The organism is Clostridium sp. CTA-7 (assembly GCF_054768095.1).
The window spans coordinates 142,192-160,088 of sequence record NZ_BAAAAV010000004.1; the positions used below are offsets into that span (position 1 = coordinate 142,192).

Sequence of the window (17,897 nt, forward strand, 5' to 3'; positions counted from 1 at the left end):
GCTTTTATAATTATTCCACTGACATTAAGAAATAGTAAAGCGGTTGTGCTCCTCTATAACATTGAACATCTAAATTTTCATATTTATCTTCAATTTTCTCTACAAATTCTTCTGCTTCTTCTTCAGTTACATCTGCTCCATAGAAAATTGTTATAAGCTCACTTTCTTCATCTATCATATCTGAAAGTATTTCTTCTGCAACATCACAATATGATGTTCCAACTTTCTTTATTTTCCCTTCAATTAGTCCAAGCATATTACCTTCTTTTATTTCTATGCCATCCATTTCTGTGTCTCTAACTGCATAAGTTACAGAACCTGTCTTAACCATTTCTATTGCATTTTTAAGATTTTCTAAATTTTCATCTACTTCTGCTTCTGGATTAAACATAGTTATGCATGTTATTCCCTGTGGAATTGTAGTTGTTGGTATTACCCTAACATCCTTATCTGATATTTCAGCTGCTTGATTAGCTGACATTAGTATATTTTTGTTATTTGGTAAAATAAATATATGCTCTGCATTTAACTTTGAAATACACTCCATTATATCTTGAGTTGAAGGATTCATTGTCTGACCACCTTCAATTACATATTCAACACCTAAATCTTTAAATATATTAGTTATACCTTCTCCCATAGCTACTGATACAAAAGCATATTTTACTTCTTCGCTTTCTTCTGTAGCTGCTTCTCCTTGATTATATTCTTCTTTAGTTAAAAGAACTTCTCTATGTTCTTCTCTCATATTATCTATTTTTATTTTAGATAATTCCCCTAATTGAACAGCTTTTGCTAAAACAGAACCTGGATCATTTGTATGAATATGTACCTTTATTACATCCTCATATCCCACTACTATAGTTGAATCACCCATTTTTTCTATATCTGCTCTAAAATTATTTGCTTTATCTGCATCTGCTAAAATTATAAATTCAGTACAATATCCAAATTTAATATCTATGTCTTCTGTTCCTTGAGCACCTTGCATTTTAGCTTCAGCTGGTTTAATATCTTTTATTTCTGCCTTTATGTCATTTTTCAAGGCATCATACATACCTTTAAGAATTATATAAAGCCCCATTCCGCCTGAATCTACAACCTTTGCTTTTTTTAAAGCTGGTAATAATTCTGGAGTTTTATCTAGCATTACTTTAGATTCTGTTACAATTACATCCATAAAGCTAACTATATCTTTTACATCTGTATCAATAGCTGCATCAGCTGCTGCTCTAATAACAGAAAGAATCGTTCCTTCTGTAGGTCTCATAACAGCTTTGTAAGCCGCATTACTACCTTCCTTAAAAGCTATTGCAAGTTCCACAGTATTTACTTCTGTCTTTCCTTCTAAGCCTTTAGAAATACCTCTTAATATTTGAGAAAGAATTACTCCTGAATTTCCTCTTGCTCCCATTAAAGCTCCTTTAGCTAGCTTTTTAGAAGTTTCACCTATTGATTCAGAATTTAATCCTTCTATTTCCTTAACTGCAGCTTTAAATGTTGCTGACATATTTGTTCCTGTATCTCCATCTGGAACTGGGAACACATTTAAAGCATTAACGTATTCGCTTTCTTCTAACAATTTATTGCTAGCATTAACAACCATGTTATAAAAATCATGGCCATTTATTTTCTGATATTTCATCTTTTTACCTCCTAGACTCTAACTGCTTGAACATTTACTGTAACAGATGAAACTTTTAATCCAGTAAAGTTTTCCACACTATAACGTACCTTTTGTATTATGTTATTTGCAATTACAGAAATCTTTGTTCCATATTCAACCATAACATATAATTCTATAACTAATTTATCTTCATTAAATTTTAGTTTAACACCCTTACTTAAATTTTCTATTCTCATTAATTCCCATAAGCCTTCAGTGGCATTTTTAGAAACCATACCAACTACTCCATAACATTCCATAGTTGAAAGACCAACTATCTTAGCAAGTACCTCCTCAGAGTAATGTATATTTCCAAATTCGTTTGAATATCCTACCATATAGAATCCTCCTTATAAATATCCTTATACTATATTTTATATTAGTTACATTTATTATTCAAGTAAATATTACACCGCTTATTATATGGAGTTAGCTATTATTATATAAATATTTCTATAATTAAAAAGTTTTTTCTTTTTTTTCTCATTTTCTCTTGCTTTTCTCACACTTACTATGTTAAAATTTAATCTGTCCTATTGAAGAGAAATTATCTTCAAAAATAAGGAGGTGTTTTCAAGTGGCAAGAAGATGCGAAGTTTGTAATAAAGGGGTTGTATCTGGAACTCAATACTCCCACTCACATCGTCAATCAAAGAGAACTTGGGCTCCTAACATAAAGAGAGTAAAGGCTTTAGTTAACGGAACACCAAAAACAGTTCATGTATGTACAAGATGCCTTAGATCTGGTAAGGTTCAAAGAGCAATATAAGTTCAAATAAAAAATGCAATTGAATTAACAATTGCATTTTTTATTTTATAAAGAATTTGTTCCGTATTAAGCTTTTTATTTTTCCTATGTAAGCTTATTTTTTTCTTTTAAAAAATCTTATAAAATTTGAAATAAATTTTGGTAACTTTATAGCTATTATTTTCATAAGTTCTCCCTCCAATAAAAAATCACTCACCTATTTATTTACATTATATGCAAATAAATAAAATGAGTGATTAATTTTTTTATATTTTAATCTCTTGTATAAAGAACCATTAAAATTCCACTATCAAATGTTACCTTAATATCTTTACCAACAAATTCATTGGAGGTTGTCAATCCATCTCCTAAAGATAAATCATAATTGAAAAGTTCATATTTAGCTCCACTTACAGTAAGACTTTTAACAATTTCTGAATATGCATGAAAGGATACTATATCTCCTTTACTTCCTTTTAATAAAATATTTTTATCTGTTAGAAACATTTTATTATTATCATCAACTATTTCAACATAGACTTCTTTTTTTAACCCCTTAAGCATAAGACCAATATTACTTAAAGAGTGATCATATCTTGTTCCTGTTACACCTAAAAGTAATATTTTCTTTGCTCCTTTTTCAATAGCTAATTCAAAAGCAATTTCAGTATCTGTAAAATCTTTTTCTTTCTTAAATGTTATTTTTTCTACTCCTGAAGCTTCCATAGAGTTTATTACATCTATATTTGCCGAATCAAAATCACCTAATATATAATCTGGAGAAATACTATATTCATACAGAATTTCACAACCCTTATCAGCACCTATTATAATATCAGCACCCTTAACTGCTTCTAATAGTATGTCTTTAGATGGTGACTTTCCTCCCGATATTATTACAGCTTTCATTTTATTCTCCTCTTAGAGCTTTTATATTTTCTTTTAAATTTCCATCGCCAAAAATAGCTGAACCTGCAACTAAAACATTCGCTCCTGCATCTACTATAACTTTAGCATTTGTTTTATCTACTCCTCCATCTACTTCTATTAGTAAGCCTTTATTAGACGATAAACTCATTTCTTTAACTTCTTTTATTTTGTCTAAAGCGTAAGGTATAAATTTTTGACCTCCAAAGCCAGGATTAACTGACATTATAAGAACTAAATCTAATTTATTTATAATATCTTTTAAGACAAAAGTTGGTGTTCCTGGGTTTAATGAAACCCCAGCTTTTACACCTTTTGATTTAATGTATTCTATAGCTCTATCTATATGCTTTTCAGCTTCATAATGTATAGTTATTATATCTGCTCCAGCTTCTATAAAATCATCTATATATCTTGATGGATTTTCTATCATCAAGTGAACATCAAATACCTTATTAGTTTTATTTCTTATTGATTTTATAACTGGTAATCCAAGACTAATATTAGGTACAAAGTTTCCATCCATAACATCTATATGAATAAGATCAGCACCTGCCTTATCTAAGTTTATAATTTCTTCACCTAACTTTGAAAAGTCTGCTGATAATATTGATGGTGATATCTTTACCATTTGTATTTTTCCCCCTCTAACAATTCTTCTAGTATTCTTATATAAAAATTATATCTTGTTTCGTTAATTTTACTTTCTTGTAATGCCTTTTTTACTGCACATTCAGGCTCTTTATTATGAAGGCACCCTCTAAACTTACAGTTATGATTATATTCTTCAAATTCTGGAAAACAATATCTAAGTTCTTCTTTTTCCATAAAACCTATTTCTATATTTGAGAATCCTGGGCTATCTACTAAATATCCATCTTCTATTTCTATAAGCTCACTATGTCTTGTAGTATGTTTTCCTCTACCTATTTTTTCTGATACAACTCCAGTCTCCATATGAATTCTATTAATAAGTGTATTTATAAGAGTGGACTTACCAGCACCTGATGGTCCACATAAAACTGTTTCATTATTTTTTAATCTTTCTTTAAGGAGTTCTATACCTTCTCCCTTTTTAGCATTTATAAATAAAACGTCATATCCTATATCATTAATTTTTTTCTTAACTTCTTCTTTTTCCTCTTCTGTTGCCAAATCTACTTTATTTAAGCAAACTATTGCCTTTATATTATTGTATTCACATAAAATTAGAAATCTATTTAAAAGATCAAAGTTAATGTCTGGACTTTTTATTGCAAACACAACAAAAGCTTGTGTAACATTTGCTACAGTAGGCCTTATAAGCTCTGATGTTCTATCAAAAATATCTTCAATTACTCCCTTTGAATTAGAAACACTTATATCCACACTATCTCCAACCATAGGCTTCATATCCTTATGTCTAAATTTCCCTCTAGCCTTACATTCTATAATACCTTCTATAGTTTTAACATAGTAAAACCCACCAATTCCCTTTATTATTTTTCCTTCCATGCTTCCTCCAAATAATTTAATCTTTATATTTATAATAAACAGATTTCATCAAAAAATGCAAATAATTTTTACATAAAATAAAAATCAGCTTTTTAGCTGATTTTTATTTTAATTACTGATTTCCATTATTGCCACTATTATTAACGTCTGGCTTTTGGGGCTTATCTGACTTTTTTGCTTTAATTTCTACAGTTTGCCCTTCTTTTATTTGGGTAGTAAAGCTTTCAACAATATCTCCACTTCCAATTATCTTGTAGCTTATATTATTTCGATCAAGTATTGTTTTTGCCTCATTTACTTCCATTCCTACTTCAATTCCTAATGAAGCAATATCTATAGTTTTTTCCTCAAATTTTCCTACTGTTAAAGTTATTGGAGTTCCTTCAGTACGTTTAGAACCTGAATCAGATTGCTTTAATATTATACCATCTTTAGATTTATCATGAGTTACTTCATAGTCAACATTTACAGTAAGCTTAAGCTTTTCTAGTGTATCTCTACCTACAGATTCTTTTTGGCCAACTACCTCAGGTACATCTACAAGCTTAACTTCTTGACCTTTACTTATAACTAATTCTATCGAAGTATTCTTATTTATTTTTGTTTCAGCTGCTGGGCTTTGCCTAATTAAATATCCTTTTTCTACAGAATCGCTAAATTCTTCTTTAATATTATAATTTTTAAGCCCCTTAACATCTAAAGTTTTCTTTATATCTGTAACTTCATAATTTCTAAAATCAGGCATATTTACTTGCTCTTCTCCTGCTGAAACAACAACTTTTATAGTTGAATCCTTCTTTACTTTTGTCCCTGATTTAGGGTCAACTTCTAATATAGTATTCTCTGGCTTATCACTTTTCTTTGTATCTTTTACTTCTAGTTTTAAGCCTAGTTTAGAAATCTCTGATTTAGCTTCATCTACAGTTTTTCCAACTATATTAGGTACTTCAACTTCCTTACTACTTCCCTTTCCACTAGCTAAGAAAAATCCTACAGATCCTAGAATAATCACTGCAATTATAATACCAATTGCAATTAAAGCTTTTTTTATTCCATTTTTATTCTTACTTTTCCTTTTATTTGAAAAATCATCCTCATCTTCAAAATCATCGTCATCATAATCTTCTTCAAAGTCATCATCATAGTAATCATCTTCTAATTTAGAAACATGGGATGTCTTTTGATTTTGAGCGTTTATTGGTGTCATAATAATAGTGTGATCACTATTATCTACTACTGAATTACCAATAACTACGTCAGGATTTTCTTGTATTTTTTGCAAGTCCTGAATTATTTCCTTAGAATTTTGATACCTTTTTATAGGCTCTTTTTCCATTGCTTTAAGTATTAATTTATTTAAGCTATCTGGAATAGCAGAATTAATATTTTTAGGTGAAACAGGTTGTTCTTGCAAATGCTTTAGTGCTACTGTAACTGGAGAATCCCCTTCAAAAGGCAATCTTCCTGTTACCATTTCATATAAAACTATACCAAAAGAATATATATCAGATCTGAAATCTATATAAGTTCCTTTTGCTTGTTCAGGTGAAAGATAATGTGCTGATCCAATAATACTTGTAGTATTCGTTATAGTTTGAGAATCCGTAGATTTAGCTATTCCAAAATCGGTAACTTTTACTTCTCCAGATTCAGTAACTAATATATTTTGTGGTTTTATATCTCTATGAATTATATTATTTTTATGTGCGCAATCTAAAGCTTTTGCTATTTGAAGTGCTATTTTTATAGCAGTATTATAACTAAGCTTCCCACTATAATTAATAAGTTCCTTTAATGTTTTTCCACTTATATACTCCATTACTATATAGTCCATTTCATCTTGAGTTCCTACATCTAAAACATTAACTATATTAGTATCTGATAAATTTGCAATGGCAGTTGCTTCTCTTTTAAACTTCTGGGAAATCTCTTCATTGTCTGCAAATTGCTTTTTTAATATTTTTACTGCAACATATCTATTTAGCTTATTACATTTTGCTTTATAGACTTCAGACATCCCACCTTCCCCTACTTTTTCAAGAAGCTCATATCTACCACCTAGTATGATTCCATTCATATTACACCTCTCCTCCAAATAACATTACAGTTATATTGTCTCTTCCACCTTTACTTCTTGCTAGTTCAACAAGTTTATCACAAATATCCTGTAAGTCTTTTTCTTCTATTTCAAATGATAAAACCTCTTCTAAGTTTATTTCATTAGTTAACCCATCAGTGCACATAACAAAAAAATCAAATTTATTTTGTTTTAAGTTAAATATATCTATTTCTACAACTTCCTCTGTCCCTATTGCTCTCGTTATAACATTTTTTTGAGGATGCTTTATAGCTTGTTCCTCTGAAATACTACCACAATCTAAAAGTTCCTGAACTAACGAGTGATCTTTCGTTATTTTTGTAATACTATTAGATTTTATCCCAAAGCAACAACTATCTCCAACATTAGCTATTTGAATATTATTTTTAGTTATTAAGCATGCAACTATTGTTGTTCCCATGCCATTATAAGTTTCCTTACAATGAGATAAATTATATACCTTCAAATTTGCATGCTTAATAGCATCCTTTAATATATCTTTACTACTTCCATTCTCAAAATTATCTTTTATGTATTTTATTAAGGATTTAGAAGCAGTCTTGCTAGCAATTTCACCAGCATTATGCCCTCCCATTCCATCTGCTACTACATAAATTTTAAAGTTATCTTCTTCATAAAATTCTGCATAATCCTCATTTAGGTTTCTTACGTTACCAACGTCACTTTTTATACCAACCATAAACACCCACTCCCCCTATTTTTTAGCCTTTAAGAAATTTCTCCTTAACTGACCACAAGCCGCGTTAATGTCACTACCCATTTCTCTTCTTACTGTAACTTCGATTCCATTCTCACTTAATATCTTTTCAAATTCCTCTATTGTCTTTTTTGACGGCCTTTCTAGTGTGTTTTCTTTTATTTCATTAACAGGTATAAGATTAACGTGACAAAGTCTACCCTTTAACAATTTTGAAAGAGATTTTGCATCTTCTTTTCCATCATTTATACCTGATACTAATGAATATTCAAAAGTTATACGTCTTCCAGTTTTCTCAATATAATAATCGCAAGCATCTAATATTTCTTTTATAGAATATTTATTTGCAATTGGCATTATTTCTCTTCTCTTTTCATCACTAAAAGCATGTAGTGATATGGCTAATGTTATACTATACCCCTTGTCTGCTAGCTCATAAATCTTAGGAACTAATCCACATGTTGAAAGAGTTATATGTCTTTGACCTATATTTAGTCCATATTCAGCATTTACTAAATCTAAAAATTTAGTAACATTTTCGTAATTATCAAGGGGCTCCCCACTCCCCATTAATACTATATTAGAAATTCTCTCTCCAATAATCTTTTGAGCTATTATAACTTCTGATAAAATTTCACCTGCAGTTAAATTTCTAACTCTACCTTCTAAAGTTGAAGCACAAAACTTACATCCCATTCTACATCCAATCTGTGTAGAAATACATATAGAATTCCCATGCTTATATTTCATTATTACACTTTCAATGATGTTTCCATCATTGAAAGCTAATAATAATTTTTGTGTACCATCTAATGTAGATTCAAAACTTTCTATTACTTCTGGAATTCCTATATGAAAATTCTCCTTAAGCTTTTCTACTAACTTCTGTGGTAAATTTTTCATTTCTTCAAAATCCCATACATTTTTGTATATCCAAGAAAAAACTTGCTTTGCTCTAAAAGCACTTTCTCCATTTTCCTTCATCCATAAGGAAAGTTCTTCTAAACTATAATTTAATATATTATTCATTATATCACCTATTTTATCTTCTTTATTTTTCCCATAAAGAAACCATCCATAGAATCACTTGGTAATATAGTTAAACTTCCATCTCCATTATATATAAAGTTATTGTTGTTCCCTATATATATTTTTTCTATAGCTGCATCGTTATGCTTTGATAAAAACCATTGTATATTTTCTTCATTTTCTTCTTTATTTAATGTGCATGTAGAATAAACAAGAGTTCCACCTGGTTTCAAGTATTGCCAAGCATTTTCCATTATTTCCCTTTGTATTGGAACTAAATCTTTTAATTGTTGTCTTGTTTTATTCCATTTTATTTCTGGTTTCTTTCTTATTATTCCAAGTCCTGAACAAGGTACATCTATTAAGACTTTATCTCCATAACTTATATAGTTAGAATCAAGCTTAGTAGCATCCATAGTTTTACACACTATATTACCTAACCCTAATCTATTTGCATTTTCTTCTATAAGAGATAATTTGTGTTCATGTAAATCAAAGGCTAATACTTCTCCTGTGTTACATAATAACTCAGCAATATGAGTAGTTTTTCCACCTGGTGCTGCACAAAGATCTAAAACTTTATCTCCTTCTTTTAAATCTAGTAATGGTGCAACAATCATCGCACTTTCATCTTGAACTGTTATAAGTCCTTCTTTAAACAATTCATTATCTTCTATTCCTTTTCCACCCTGTATAGCTATAGCTTCTGGACATGCATATCCTTCTTCTATATTATATCCAGTATCTTCAAGTCTTCTATAAACATCATCGTAGTCAGACTTAAATTCATTTACTCTAACAGTAACTTTTGGTGTTTCATTTAAGCCTGCCATTAATCTCATAGTTCTTTCTTCACCATATTGTTTTATGAAAAGTCTTATCATCCATGGTTGAAAAGAAAATTTGTATGCAAGTTCATCTATTCTATTTCCTGGAACTAAAATTTCCTTTTCATCTTTTATATAGTTTCTTAAAATACCATTTACAAGCTTAGATGATTCTAAAGAAACTTCTTTAGCCTCTTCAACTGCTTCATTACAAGCTGCATATTCTGGTATCTTATCTAAAAAGTACATTTGATAAATTGCTACTCTTAATATATTTAATACAGTAGTATCAATTAGGTTTATATCCTTAACAAAATTTCCTATTAATACATCTAAGGTTCTTTTTCTTCTTAAAGTTCCATAAACAATTTCTGTTATAAGTCCTTTATCCTTATCTTCTATTTCTCTGCTACTAAGTTCATTTGAAAGAACTAAATTAGAATATGCTCCTTCTTCTAAAACTCTTTGTATTATTTGTCTTGCAAGTTTTCTACTGTTCATTCTTCACCTCTTAATTATCGTTATATCTATTATTTATAGCTATTAATCTTAATAACTGAGAAATAGCCATAAGCGTTGCTGCTACATATGTCATTGCAGCTGCATCTAGAACTTTTTGTGCTCCTTTTAATTCATCTCCATATAAAAATGTTCTTGTTTTTAATATATTCAATGCTCTTGTAGATGCATTAAACTCCACTGGAAGAGTTATTAATTGATAAATTACTGCTCCTCCAAAAAATATTATTCCAACCTTTGCAAATAAAGGATTGCCTAAGAATATACCTATCATGAATAACCATATTGATAAGCTACTTCCTATATTAACAGCTGGCGCTATTCTAGTTCTTAAAACTAAAGGGGCATAATGAGTTTGATGTTGAATCGCATGCCCACATTCATGAGCTGCTATACCAGCAGCTGCTATAGTTGCTCCATCATATACTTCTGGTGAAAGTCTTATAACTCTTGCTGATGGATCATAATGATCTCCAAGGTGTTTCCCATATCTTTCTATTCTTACATCAAAAAGACCTGCACCATCTAATATACTTCTTGCAACTTCACTTCCAGTAACACCACTTAAGGTTCTAACAGTTCTATACTTTTTGTAAGCACTATCTATCTTAAATTGTGCCCAAAAAGCTATTATTATAGCTGGTATTAAAATTATATATGTTGGATCAAATAAAAATCCTGGGTAAAACATAAAACCCTCTCCTTTTATATAAATTTTAAACTATACTTATGTTGATTAAATAACCTTCTTATTTAGTTCTATTTCATTACCATTTATATACTGCTCTATAGTTAAAGGCTTTCCATTTGGAAATTGAATTTTTTTAATTAATAATACTCCTGAGCTAGTTGAAACTTTCATTCCTTCTTTGGATACACTAATTATAGTTCCTGGCTCTTTATTACTAGCTTCTGATAAAATTTTACTTTCATATATCTTCATAGATTTTCCATCATAAGTAGTATGTGCAATTGGCCATGGATTTAAGCCTCTAATTAAATTATGAATATCCTTAGCAGAATTATTCCAATTTATTTTTCCTAATTCCTTATTTAACATTTTAGCATAAAATGTTTCTTCACTTTGTTTTTCCGGAGTAATTTTACCTTGTACTAATCCCTCTATAGTATTTATTAAAAGATCTGCTCCTCTATTCATTAAGATATCATGTAAATCACCTGTTGTCATATCATCAGTTATTTCTACCTCATCTTTAAGAAGCATATCTCCAGTATCAAGTCCTACATCCATTAGCATAGTAGTATTACCTGATTTCTTTTCACCTTGTATTATAGCCCAATTTAAAGGAGCTGCTCCTCTATACATTGGTAATAATGATGCATGTAAATTTATACATCCATATTTAGGTATATCTAATACTTCTTTAGTTAAAATTTGCCCAAAAGCTACTACTATTATAAAATCTGGCTTTAATTGTTTTAGATAATCTAAAGCCTCTTTGTCTTCTTTTAGCTTAACTGGCTGAAAAACAGTTATATTATTTTCTAAAGCTACCTCCTTAACTGGAGAGTAAGCCATCTTTTTTCCTCTTCCTTTTGGTTTATCAGGTTGAGTAAATACACTTTCGACTCCATACGTCTCTATTATTTTTTTTAAAGATGGTACTGAAAAATCTGGAGTTCCCATAAATACTATTTTCATGTTAATCCTCCTTTGCTATTTTAGATAATCTACAAATAAAGTCCCATTTAAGTGATCATTCTCATGAAGTACAGCTCTTGCTAAAAAGTCTGTTGCTTCTAATATAAATTCTTTACCTTTTTCATTTAAAGCTTTTACCTTTACATAGTTAGGACGTTCAACATCTGCAAATTCTCCTGGTACACTTAAACATCCTTCTTCTCCCATTTGAGTTCCTGAAACCTCTAGTATTTCTGGATTTATAAAAACTCTAAGACCATAATCATCATATATATCTATAACAAATATTCTTTGAAGTATTCCAACTTGAGGTGCTGCAAGACCAACTCCATCGGCTTCATACATAGTATCTGCCATATCATTAATTAACTTTAATGTTCTCGGTGTTATTTCAGTAACAACCTTACACTTTTTCCTTAATGCTTCATCGCCATTTTTTCTTATATTTCTAATTGCCATTTTATTACCTCCTAAGTCAAGTTATTTGGATTAATATCAATAGTTACTTTTACTTCATTATATACATTCTTGTTTAATTGATAAAGTTTATCTTTTATTTTTTTGCAAAAATCTAAAGATAAATCACCTTTAAATAATATTTGCCATCTGTAATTATCTTTTATTTTAGATATAATACATGGAACTGGTCCTAACATTTCTACATTTAGATAATCTTCTTTAATTTTTTCTAAATCATTTTTTAATATATTCATAAACTCTTTTAATGATTTTTCATTTTTTGAAGACCCATTTAATAATAGTATTCTACCAAAAGGAGGGTAATACATCAAACCCCTAGCTGTAAATTCTTCATTATAAAACCCTTCATAATCATAATTTTTTGCATAGATTAAACTATAATGTTGTGGATTATATGTTTGAACTATAACTTTACCTTCTTTGCTTCCCCTTCCAGCTCTTCCTGCAACTTGTGTTATTATTTGAAAAGTTTTTTCTGCTGATCTATAGTCTGGTATGTTTATTGACATATCAGCAGCTAAAACACCTACTAAAGTAACATTTTTAAAGTCTAATCCCTTTGATATCATTTGTGTTCCTATAAGTATATCTCCTTCTCCACTTTTAAAAGAGTTATAAATATCTTCATGAGAATTTTTATTTCTTGTTGTATCTACATCCATTCTTAAAACTCTTGCATCTTTGAAGTACTTTTTAACTTCTTGTTCAACTCTTTCTGTTCCTGCACCAAAATGCTTTACATATTTACTATTGCATTTTGGACAAACTTTTTGCTGTTTTTGCGCAAAGCCACAATAATGACATACTAGGTATCCATTTCTATGATACGTCATAGATATGTCACATTTATGACATTTAAATACATATCCACAACTTCTACATGATACAAAAGTTGAAAAGCCTCTTCTATTTAAAAATAGAATAACTTGTTCTTTTCTATTTAAAGTTTCTTTAATTTCTAAGAAAAGTTTTTTACTAAACATAGATATATTCCCACTATTTAATTCTTCTCTCATATCAACTACATCCATTATAGGCATGGGCTTATTATCTATTCTATTATTTAACTCTATTAGTTCTATTTCTCCTATAATAGCTCTATAGTAAGTTTCTATAGAAGGGGTTGCAGATCCTAATATGACTTTACATCCCCTTATCTTACTGATAAATTCTGCAACTTCTCTGGCTTGATACTTCGGATTTTGTTCTGACTTATAAGTATTTTCATGCTCTTCATCTATTATGATTAAACCTAAATTTGAAACAGGTAAAAATAAAGCACTTCTTGCTCCTATAACAAGCTTAGCCTTTCCAGCTTTAACTCTATACCATTCATCATATCTTTCACCATCTGATAATCTACTATGGAATACTGCTACTTCCCGTCCAAATCTTCCTTTAAACCTTTCAATCATTTGAGGCGTTAAAGAAATTTCAGGAACTAATACTATTGAAGATTGCCCTTTAGAAATGGCTTCATTTACAAGGCTCATATAAACCTCAGTTTTCCCAGAACCAGTTACACCTTTTAATAAAAATACATTATTAGAAGATTTTTTTATTATGTCTATAGCATTATATTGATCATCATTAAGCCTTGGCTCTTTATAATATTTATATTCTTTGCAGTTATACCTATATACTATTTCTTCTTCTACCTTTAAATAACCATCTTTTATTAATTTATTAATTTTATATAGAGAAAGTGAATAAATGTTTGTAAGCTCACTTTTATTATATTTTCCATTGTTACACCTTACAAAATTTAATATATCTCCATACTTCTTCTCAATTTCTTCACTATAATTAGTATTCTCAACTGCTATAACCATTTTAGATTTATTTTTAGCACCTTTTAATATTCCTTGAGGAATAAGCAATCTAATAGCATCTATATATTTACACAAATAATTTTCTCTTATAAAGTTTATAAGCTTTAAATCATCTATACTTAAAAGCGGTTCTATAGATTCTATATTTTTTATCTTTTTTATTTTTATACCTTCTATTTTTTCTTCTATTATAGACACTACAAATCCATCTGCAATAGAATTTTTAATTCCAAAAGGCACCTTTACCCACTGACCAATTTTTATATCCTTCTTGATTTCCTCTGTTACTTCATAAGTAAATGGTTTATCTATATCTAAAGCATCACTATTTATCACAACTTCTGCATATATTTTCAAATTTATCACCCTTTTATTAGGTAGTATTTTTCCCTTATAATAAGAAGAAAGCGCATTTTAGCGCTTTCCTAATATAGTTTCAAAGATCTTTGATGCAACTTCTTTTTTACTCATCTTATCTAAATATATTTCTTCTCCACCTTTTGAAATGATAATAACTTTATTATCATCACTTCCAAATCCAGTGTCAGCACTTGTAATATCATTTGCTACTATATAATCTAAATTCTTTCTTTCTAATTTCTTTTTTGCATTTTCTACTACATTATTACTTTCTGCTGCAAAACCTACAAGAATTTGATTATTTTTCTTTTCACCAAGAATTTTTAATATATCATTATCTCTTACAAAGGTTAAGGTTAAATCCCCTTCTCCTTTTTTTATTTTCTCATTACTATAATTTTTTATTTTATAGTCTGCAACTGCTGCAGATTTAATAACAATATGACTTTCTTCAAAATTGTCTAAAATTGCATTTTTCATTTCTTCATTTGTTGTTATATTTATTACTTTTATTCCAGCAGGTGGATTTATATTAGTAGGCCCCGATACTAATGTAACATTAGCACCTCTACGATTAGCTTCTTCTGCTATATAATACCCCATCTTTCCTGTTGATCTATTTGTAATAAATCTAACTGGATCTATTTTAGAATAAGTAGGCCCTGCACTAATTAAAACATTTTTACCTATTAAATCTTTAGACTGTTCTTTTTCATTTAGAGCCTCTAATACTCTTTCTACAATTGTATTTACATCTGCCAACTTTCCTTTTCCTAAGTCCCCACAAGCAAGCCTTCCCGAAGCTGGTTCTATAAATTCATATCCATATTTTTTTAACTTTTCTATATTATCTTGAACTATTGGATTTTCATACATATTAGTATTCATAGCAGGTGCAAAAATAACTTTTGCTCTGGTTGCCATAATAGTTGTAGATAACATATCATCAGATATTCCATTTGCAACTTTACCAATTATATTTGCAGTAGCTGGTGCTACTAAAAAAACATCTGCTCTTTTTGCTAGTGATATATGCTGTATTTCAAAAGCCTTTGGTTCAGCAAACATATCTGTTACCACCATATTTTGACTTAATGATTGAAATGACAATGGAGTTACAAACTTAGTTGCAGAATCAGTCATAATAACTCTTACATCAATATCCTTTTTCCTTAAAGCACTTATAATATCTAAAGCCTTATAAACTGCAATTCCTCCACTTATACCTATACATACACACTTTTTATTATTCATTTTTATTTTAAACCTTCTTTTGTAGATGTAGCTTCATATCCAACTTCACCTTCATTAACTTCATTTATAGCAATAGTTAGAGGCTTCTTTGATTTTGTTGCAACTAATGGCTCACTTCCATTTATTATTTGTCTTGCCCTTTTTGAAGTAACTATTACTAATGAATATCTATCATCTACCTTTTTAAGTAAATCCATTATTGATGGATTAATCATAGAGTTGTTCATGAATTAAACCCTCCTTAGAATCTAAAATTGTATTTTCTTTTATTCTATCAACTCTGCATTTTTCTGCAGCTATAATTGACTCAACTTTTGATACCGCTATATCCAAAGTATCATTTACTACAGCATAATTATATTTTGAAACATAGTTTATTTCTTTATATGCATTTTTAAATCTTGTCATTAAAGATTCCTCTGTTTCACTACCTCTTTTTATTATTCTTTGTTTTAATTCTTCCATTGAAGGTGGAAGTATAAATATAAATACACCTTCTTTAAAATTCTCTTTTACTTGTAATGCTCCTTGTATATCTATTTCTAATATAACATCTTTTCCTTCTTCAAGCATTTTTTCAACATTAACTTTCGGAGTACCATAAAAATTTCCATGGACATTAGCATATTCTAAAAATCCATTTTCTTTTACTTTTGATTCAAAAACTTCTTTTGTAAAAAAGTAATAGTTTACTCCCTCTACTTCTCCTACTCTTGGAGCTCTTGTGGTAGCTGAAACTGAAAGATAAATATTTTTATCTTTCTCTAATAAGGCTTTACAAATAGTACCTTTTCCTGCTCCCGAAGGACCTGAAATAACTATTAAAACCCCTCTATTGCTCTGCATTATTCATCAACCTCATCTACTGCCTCATCTTTAACTACAAGTCTATGTGCTACAGTTTCTGGCTGAACTGCTGATAGTATAACGTGATCACTATCTGTTATTATAACAGCTCTTGTTCTTCTACCATAAGTGGCATCTATTAACATTCCTCTATCTCTAGCCTCTTGTATTATTCTTTTAATAGGTGCTGACTCTGGACTTACAATCGCAACAAGTCGATTAGCTGAAACTATATTACCAAATCCAATATTAATTAATTTTATACCCATTACTTTCCTCCTAATTATTCTATATTTTGTGATTGTTCTCTAATTTTTTCTATTAGATTTTTTATGTTAATGACATAGTTTGTCATATTCATATCGCTTGATTTTGAAGCTATTGTATTAGCTTCTCTATTCATTTCTTGGATTATAAAGTCTAATTTTCTTCCTATTTGGCCCTCTTCATTAAATGTTTCTCTCATCTGATTTAGGTGACTCTTAAGCCTAGTTATTTCTTCATCTACAGCTGATTTATCTGCTATTATAGCTATTTCTTGTGCTATTCTAGCTTCATCTATTTCTATTCCATCAAGTAAATCTTTAAGCTTATTTTCAAGCTTCTTCTTATATGTATTTGGTACTGTATCTGCTATTTCTTCTATTTTATAAACTAATGATTCTATTTCATTTAGCTTGCTTAAAATATCTTCTTTAAGTTTTTCACCTTCATTAATTCTCATATTATCCATCATAATAAGAGCTGAAGCTATAAGAGGTTTTATTACTTGCCAAATCTCTTCTATAGAACTTTCTTCTTCTACAATTGTTATAACATCTGAAAACCTAGCAATTTGAGTTGCTGTTATATCATTTTTTACACCTAAATTTCCCTCTATTTCTTTTAAACAATTATAATAACTCTCTGCAAGCTTTAAGTTTAGCCTTGCTACCCCTTCACCAGTTGAATAACTTTTTTGATTAATAAATATATCTACTTTTCCCCTAAAAAGCTTCATATTAATCAATTTTCTAATTTCCTCTTCTAAAGAAATTATACTTTTAGGTAATCTGATATTTATATCTAAGTACCTACTATTTACACTCTTCATTTCTACTGAAAATAAATATTTATTTCCTTCTTCACTGCTAGCTCTGCCAAAGCTAGTCATACTTTTAACCATATATGCCTCCAAAGTTTATCTTTTATTCTTTATATATATTGTTCCTATAAATTCTTATTAACTTATATAAATTAGAACTATAAAATCCTTATATTAATTAACAAACTTCTTTAGAACATATATATATTAGTTCATATATAATTTAACTGTCAATATAATGTTCACAAATTGTTAACATTTTATTTTTCAATAACTAAAAAGAAGTAGAAAAGTTAATATTCTACTTCTTTTTAGGCTTATTAATATAAAATACTTTTTTAATTTATAAAAT

Annotated in this window: 19 protein-coding genes; 1 reads left to right on the top strand and 18 read right to left on the bottom strand. The window is 29.1% G+C overall.

Annotation, left to right across the window (positions count from 1 at the left end; translation table 11 throughout):
• Positions 1-10: 10 nt before the first annotated feature.
• Positions 11-1,645, bottom strand: coding sequence for a DAK2 domain-containing protein (locus ACYUEX_RS09455; RefSeq protein WP_460287822.1), 1,635 nt, complete (start codon positions 1,643-1,645; stop codon positions 11-13).
• Between the two features lie 11 nt (positions 1,646-1,656).
• Complete coding sequence (locus tag ACYUEX_RS09460; RefSeq protein WP_411170500.1) at positions 1,657-2,004, bottom strand: Asp23/Gls24 family envelope stress response protein; 348 nt, start codon at positions 2,002-2,004, stop codon at positions 1,657-1,659.
• Between the two features lie 239 nt (positions 2,005-2,243).
• On the opposite strand from ACYUEX_RS09460, the gene rpmB reads away from it, so the two are divergent.
• Positions 2,244-2,435: a 50S ribosomal protein L28 gene (rpmB, locus tag ACYUEX_RS09465; protein ID WP_008678335.1), complete on the top strand. Its 192-nt coding sequence runs from the start codon at positions 2,244-2,246 to the stop codon at positions 2,433-2,435.
• Positions 2,436-2,687: 252 nt separating this feature from the next.
• Here the strand turns inward: rpmB and ACYUEX_RS09470 are convergent, their stop codons facing one another.
• From ACYUEX_RS09470 to ACYUEX_RS09545, 16 genes are all read right to left on the bottom strand, one after another.
• Positions 2,688-3,323 (bottom strand): thiamine diphosphokinase, encoded by a 636-nt coding sequence (locus ACYUEX_RS09470; protein ID WP_460287823.1) that lies wholly within the window; start codon positions 3,321-3,323, stop codon positions 2,688-2,690.
• A 1-nt stretch (position 3,324) separates the two neighbouring features.
• Positions 3,325-3,972 (bottom strand): ribulose-phosphate 3-epimerase, encoded by a 648-nt coding sequence (gene rpe, locus ACYUEX_RS09475; RefSeq protein WP_460287824.1) that lies wholly within the window; start codon positions 3,970-3,972, stop codon positions 3,325-3,327.
• Positions 3,966-4,835 (bottom strand): ribosome small subunit-dependent GTPase A, encoded by an 870-nt coding sequence (gene rsgA, locus ACYUEX_RS09480; RefSeq protein WP_411170497.1) that lies wholly within the window; start codon positions 4,833-4,835, stop codon positions 3,966-3,968. The genes rpe and rsgA overlap by 7 nt, the downstream gene beginning before the upstream one ends.
• A gap of 112 nt (positions 4,836-4,947) precedes the next feature.
• Positions 4,948-6,912 (bottom strand): Stk1 family PASTA domain-containing Ser/Thr kinase, encoded by a 1,965-nt coding sequence (pknB, locus tag ACYUEX_RS09485; protein ID WP_460287826.1) that lies wholly within the window; start codon positions 6,910-6,912, stop codon positions 4,948-4,950.
• 1 nt (position 6,913) lies between these two features.
• Positions 6,914-7,633 (bottom strand): Stp1/IreP family PP2C-type Ser/Thr phosphatase, encoded by a 720-nt coding sequence (locus tag ACYUEX_RS09490; protein WP_460287828.1) that lies wholly within the window; start codon positions 7,631-7,633, stop codon positions 6,914-6,916.
• 15 nt (positions 7,634-7,648) lie between these two features.
• Complete coding sequence (rlmN, locus tag ACYUEX_RS09495; protein WP_460287829.1) at positions 7,649-8,680, bottom strand: dual-specificity RNA methyltransferase RlmN; 1,032 nt, start codon at positions 8,678-8,680, stop codon at positions 7,649-7,651.
• An 8-nt stretch (positions 8,681-8,688) separates the two neighbouring features.
• Positions 8,689-10,008 (bottom strand): 16S rRNA (cytosine(967)-C(5))-methyltransferase RsmB, encoded by a 1,320-nt coding sequence (rsmB, locus tag ACYUEX_RS09500; protein ID WP_411170493.1) that lies wholly within the window; start codon positions 10,006-10,008, stop codon positions 8,689-8,691.
• Between the two features lie 10 nt (positions 10,009-10,018).
• Positions 10,019-10,717, bottom strand: a complete 699-nt coding sequence (locus tag ACYUEX_RS09505; protein WP_411170492.1) for a zinc metallopeptidase — start codon at positions 10,715-10,717, stop codon at positions 10,019-10,021.
• 45 nt (positions 10,718-10,762) lie between these two features.
• Positions 10,763-11,689: a methionyl-tRNA formyltransferase gene (fmt, locus tag ACYUEX_RS09510; RefSeq protein WP_460287831.1), complete on the bottom strand. Its 927-nt coding sequence runs from the start codon at positions 11,687-11,689 to the stop codon at positions 10,763-10,765.
• A 15-nt stretch (positions 11,690-11,704) separates the two neighbouring features.
• Entirely contained in the window at positions 11,705-12,148 is a 444-nt protein-coding gene (def, locus tag ACYUEX_RS09515) for a peptide deformylase (protein ID WP_411170490.1), read from the bottom strand.
• A gap of 11 nt (positions 12,149-12,159) precedes the next feature.
• On the bottom strand, positions 12,160-14,358 hold the full coding sequence (gene priA, locus ACYUEX_RS09520; protein WP_460287833.1) for a primosomal protein N': 2,199 nt from the start codon (positions 14,356-14,358) through the stop codon (positions 12,160-12,162).
• Positions 14,359-14,415: 57 nt separating this feature from the next.
• On the bottom strand, positions 14,416-15,615 hold the full coding sequence (coaBC, locus tag ACYUEX_RS09525; RefSeq protein ID WP_460287835.1) for a bifunctional phosphopantothenoylcysteine decarboxylase/phosphopantothenate--cysteine ligase CoaBC: 1,200 nt from the start codon (positions 15,613-15,615) through the stop codon (positions 14,416-14,418).
• A 2-nt stretch (positions 15,616-15,617) separates the two neighbouring features.
• Positions 15,618-15,842, bottom strand: a complete 225-nt coding sequence (gene rpoZ, locus ACYUEX_RS09530; protein WP_322546209.1) for a DNA-directed RNA polymerase subunit omega — start codon at positions 15,840-15,842, stop codon at positions 15,618-15,620.
• Positions 15,823-16,461, bottom strand: coding sequence for a guanylate kinase (gmk, locus tag ACYUEX_RS09535; RefSeq protein ID WP_460287836.1), 639 nt, complete (start codon positions 16,459-16,461; stop codon positions 15,823-15,825). Before gmk ends, rpoZ begins: the two co-directional genes overlap by 20 nt.
• The gene (remA, locus tag ACYUEX_RS09540) at positions 16,461-16,730 is read right to left on the bottom strand and encodes an extracellular matrix/biofilm regulator RemA (protein WP_042396960.1); all 270 of its coding nucleotides are present in this window, start codon (positions 16,728-16,730) and stop codon (positions 16,461-16,463) included. The genes gmk and remA overlap by 1 nt, the downstream gene beginning before the upstream one ends.
• Before the next feature lie 14 nt (positions 16,731-16,744).
• Entirely contained in the window at positions 16,745-17,626 is an 882-nt protein-coding gene (locus ACYUEX_RS09545; RefSeq protein ID WP_460287837.1) for a YicC/YloC family endoribonuclease, read from the bottom strand.
• Between the last annotated feature and the right edge of the window lie 271 nt (positions 17,627-17,897).

What these genes read in the sequence shown, in the direction of transcription:
- ACYUEX_RS09455 (WP_460287822.1), bottom strand. Translation starts at nt 1,645, where the DNA reads ATGAAATATCAGAAAATAAATGGCCATGATTTTTATAACATGGTTGTT.
- ACYUEX_RS09460 (WP_411170500.1), bottom strand. Translation starts at nt 2,004, where the DNA reads ATGGTAGGATATTCAAACGAATTTGGAAATATACATTACTCTGAGGAG.
- ACYUEX_RS09470 (WP_460287823.1), bottom strand. Translation starts at nt 3,323, where the DNA reads ATGAAAGCTGTAATAATATCGGGAGGAAAGTCACCATCTAAAGACATA.
- rpe (WP_460287824.1), bottom strand. Translation starts at nt 3,972, where the DNA reads ATGGTAAAGATATCACCATCAATATTATCAGCAGACTTTTCAAAGTTA.
- rsgA (WP_411170497.1), bottom strand. Translation starts at nt 4,835, where the DNA reads ATGGAAGGAAAAATAATAAAGGGAATTGGTGGGTTTTACTATGTTAAA.
- pknB (WP_460287826.1), bottom strand. Translation starts at nt 6,912, where the DNA reads ATGAATGGAATCATACTAGGTGGTAGATATGAGCTTCTTGAAAAAGTA.
- ACYUEX_RS09490 (WP_460287828.1), bottom strand. Translation starts at nt 7,633, where the DNA reads ATGGTTGGTATAAAAAGTGACGTTGGTAACGTAAGAAACCTAAATGAG.
- rlmN (WP_460287829.1), bottom strand. Translation starts at nt 8,680, where the DNA reads ATGAATAATATATTAAATTATAGTTTAGAAGAACTTTCCTTATGGATG.
- rsmB (WP_411170493.1), bottom strand. Translation starts at nt 10,008, where the DNA reads ATGAACAGTAGAAAACTTGCAAGACAAATAATACAAAGAGTTTTAGAA.
- ACYUEX_RS09505 (WP_411170492.1), bottom strand. Translation starts at nt 10,717, where the DNA reads ATGTTTTACCCAGGATTTTTATTTGATCCAACATATATAATTTTAATA.
- fmt (WP_460287831.1), bottom strand. Translation starts at nt 11,689, where the DNA reads ATGAAAATAGTATTTATGGGAACTCCAGATTTTTCAGTACCATCTTTA.
- def (WP_411170490.1), bottom strand. Translation starts at nt 12,148, where the DNA reads ATGGCAATTAGAAATATAAGAAAAAATGGCGATGAAGCATTAAGGAAA.
- coaBC (WP_460287835.1), bottom strand. Translation starts at nt 15,615, where the DNA reads ATGAATAATAAAAAGTGTGTATGTATAGGTATAAGTGGAGGAATTGCA.
- rpoZ (WP_322546209.1), bottom strand. Translation starts at nt 15,842, where the DNA reads ATGAACAACTCTATGATTAATCCATCAATAATGGATTTACTTAAAAAG.
- gmk (WP_460287836.1), bottom strand. Translation starts at nt 16,461, where the DNA reads ATGCAGAGCAATAGAGGGGTTTTAATAGTTATTTCAGGTCCTTCGGGA.
- remA (WP_042396960.1), bottom strand. Translation starts at nt 16,730, where the DNA reads ATGGGTATAAAATTAATTAATATTGGATTTGGTAATATAGTTTCAGCT.
- ACYUEX_RS09545 (WP_460287837.1), bottom strand. Translation starts at nt 17,626, where the DNA reads ATGGTTAAAAGTATGACTAGCTTTGGCAGAGCTAGCAGTGAAGAAGGA.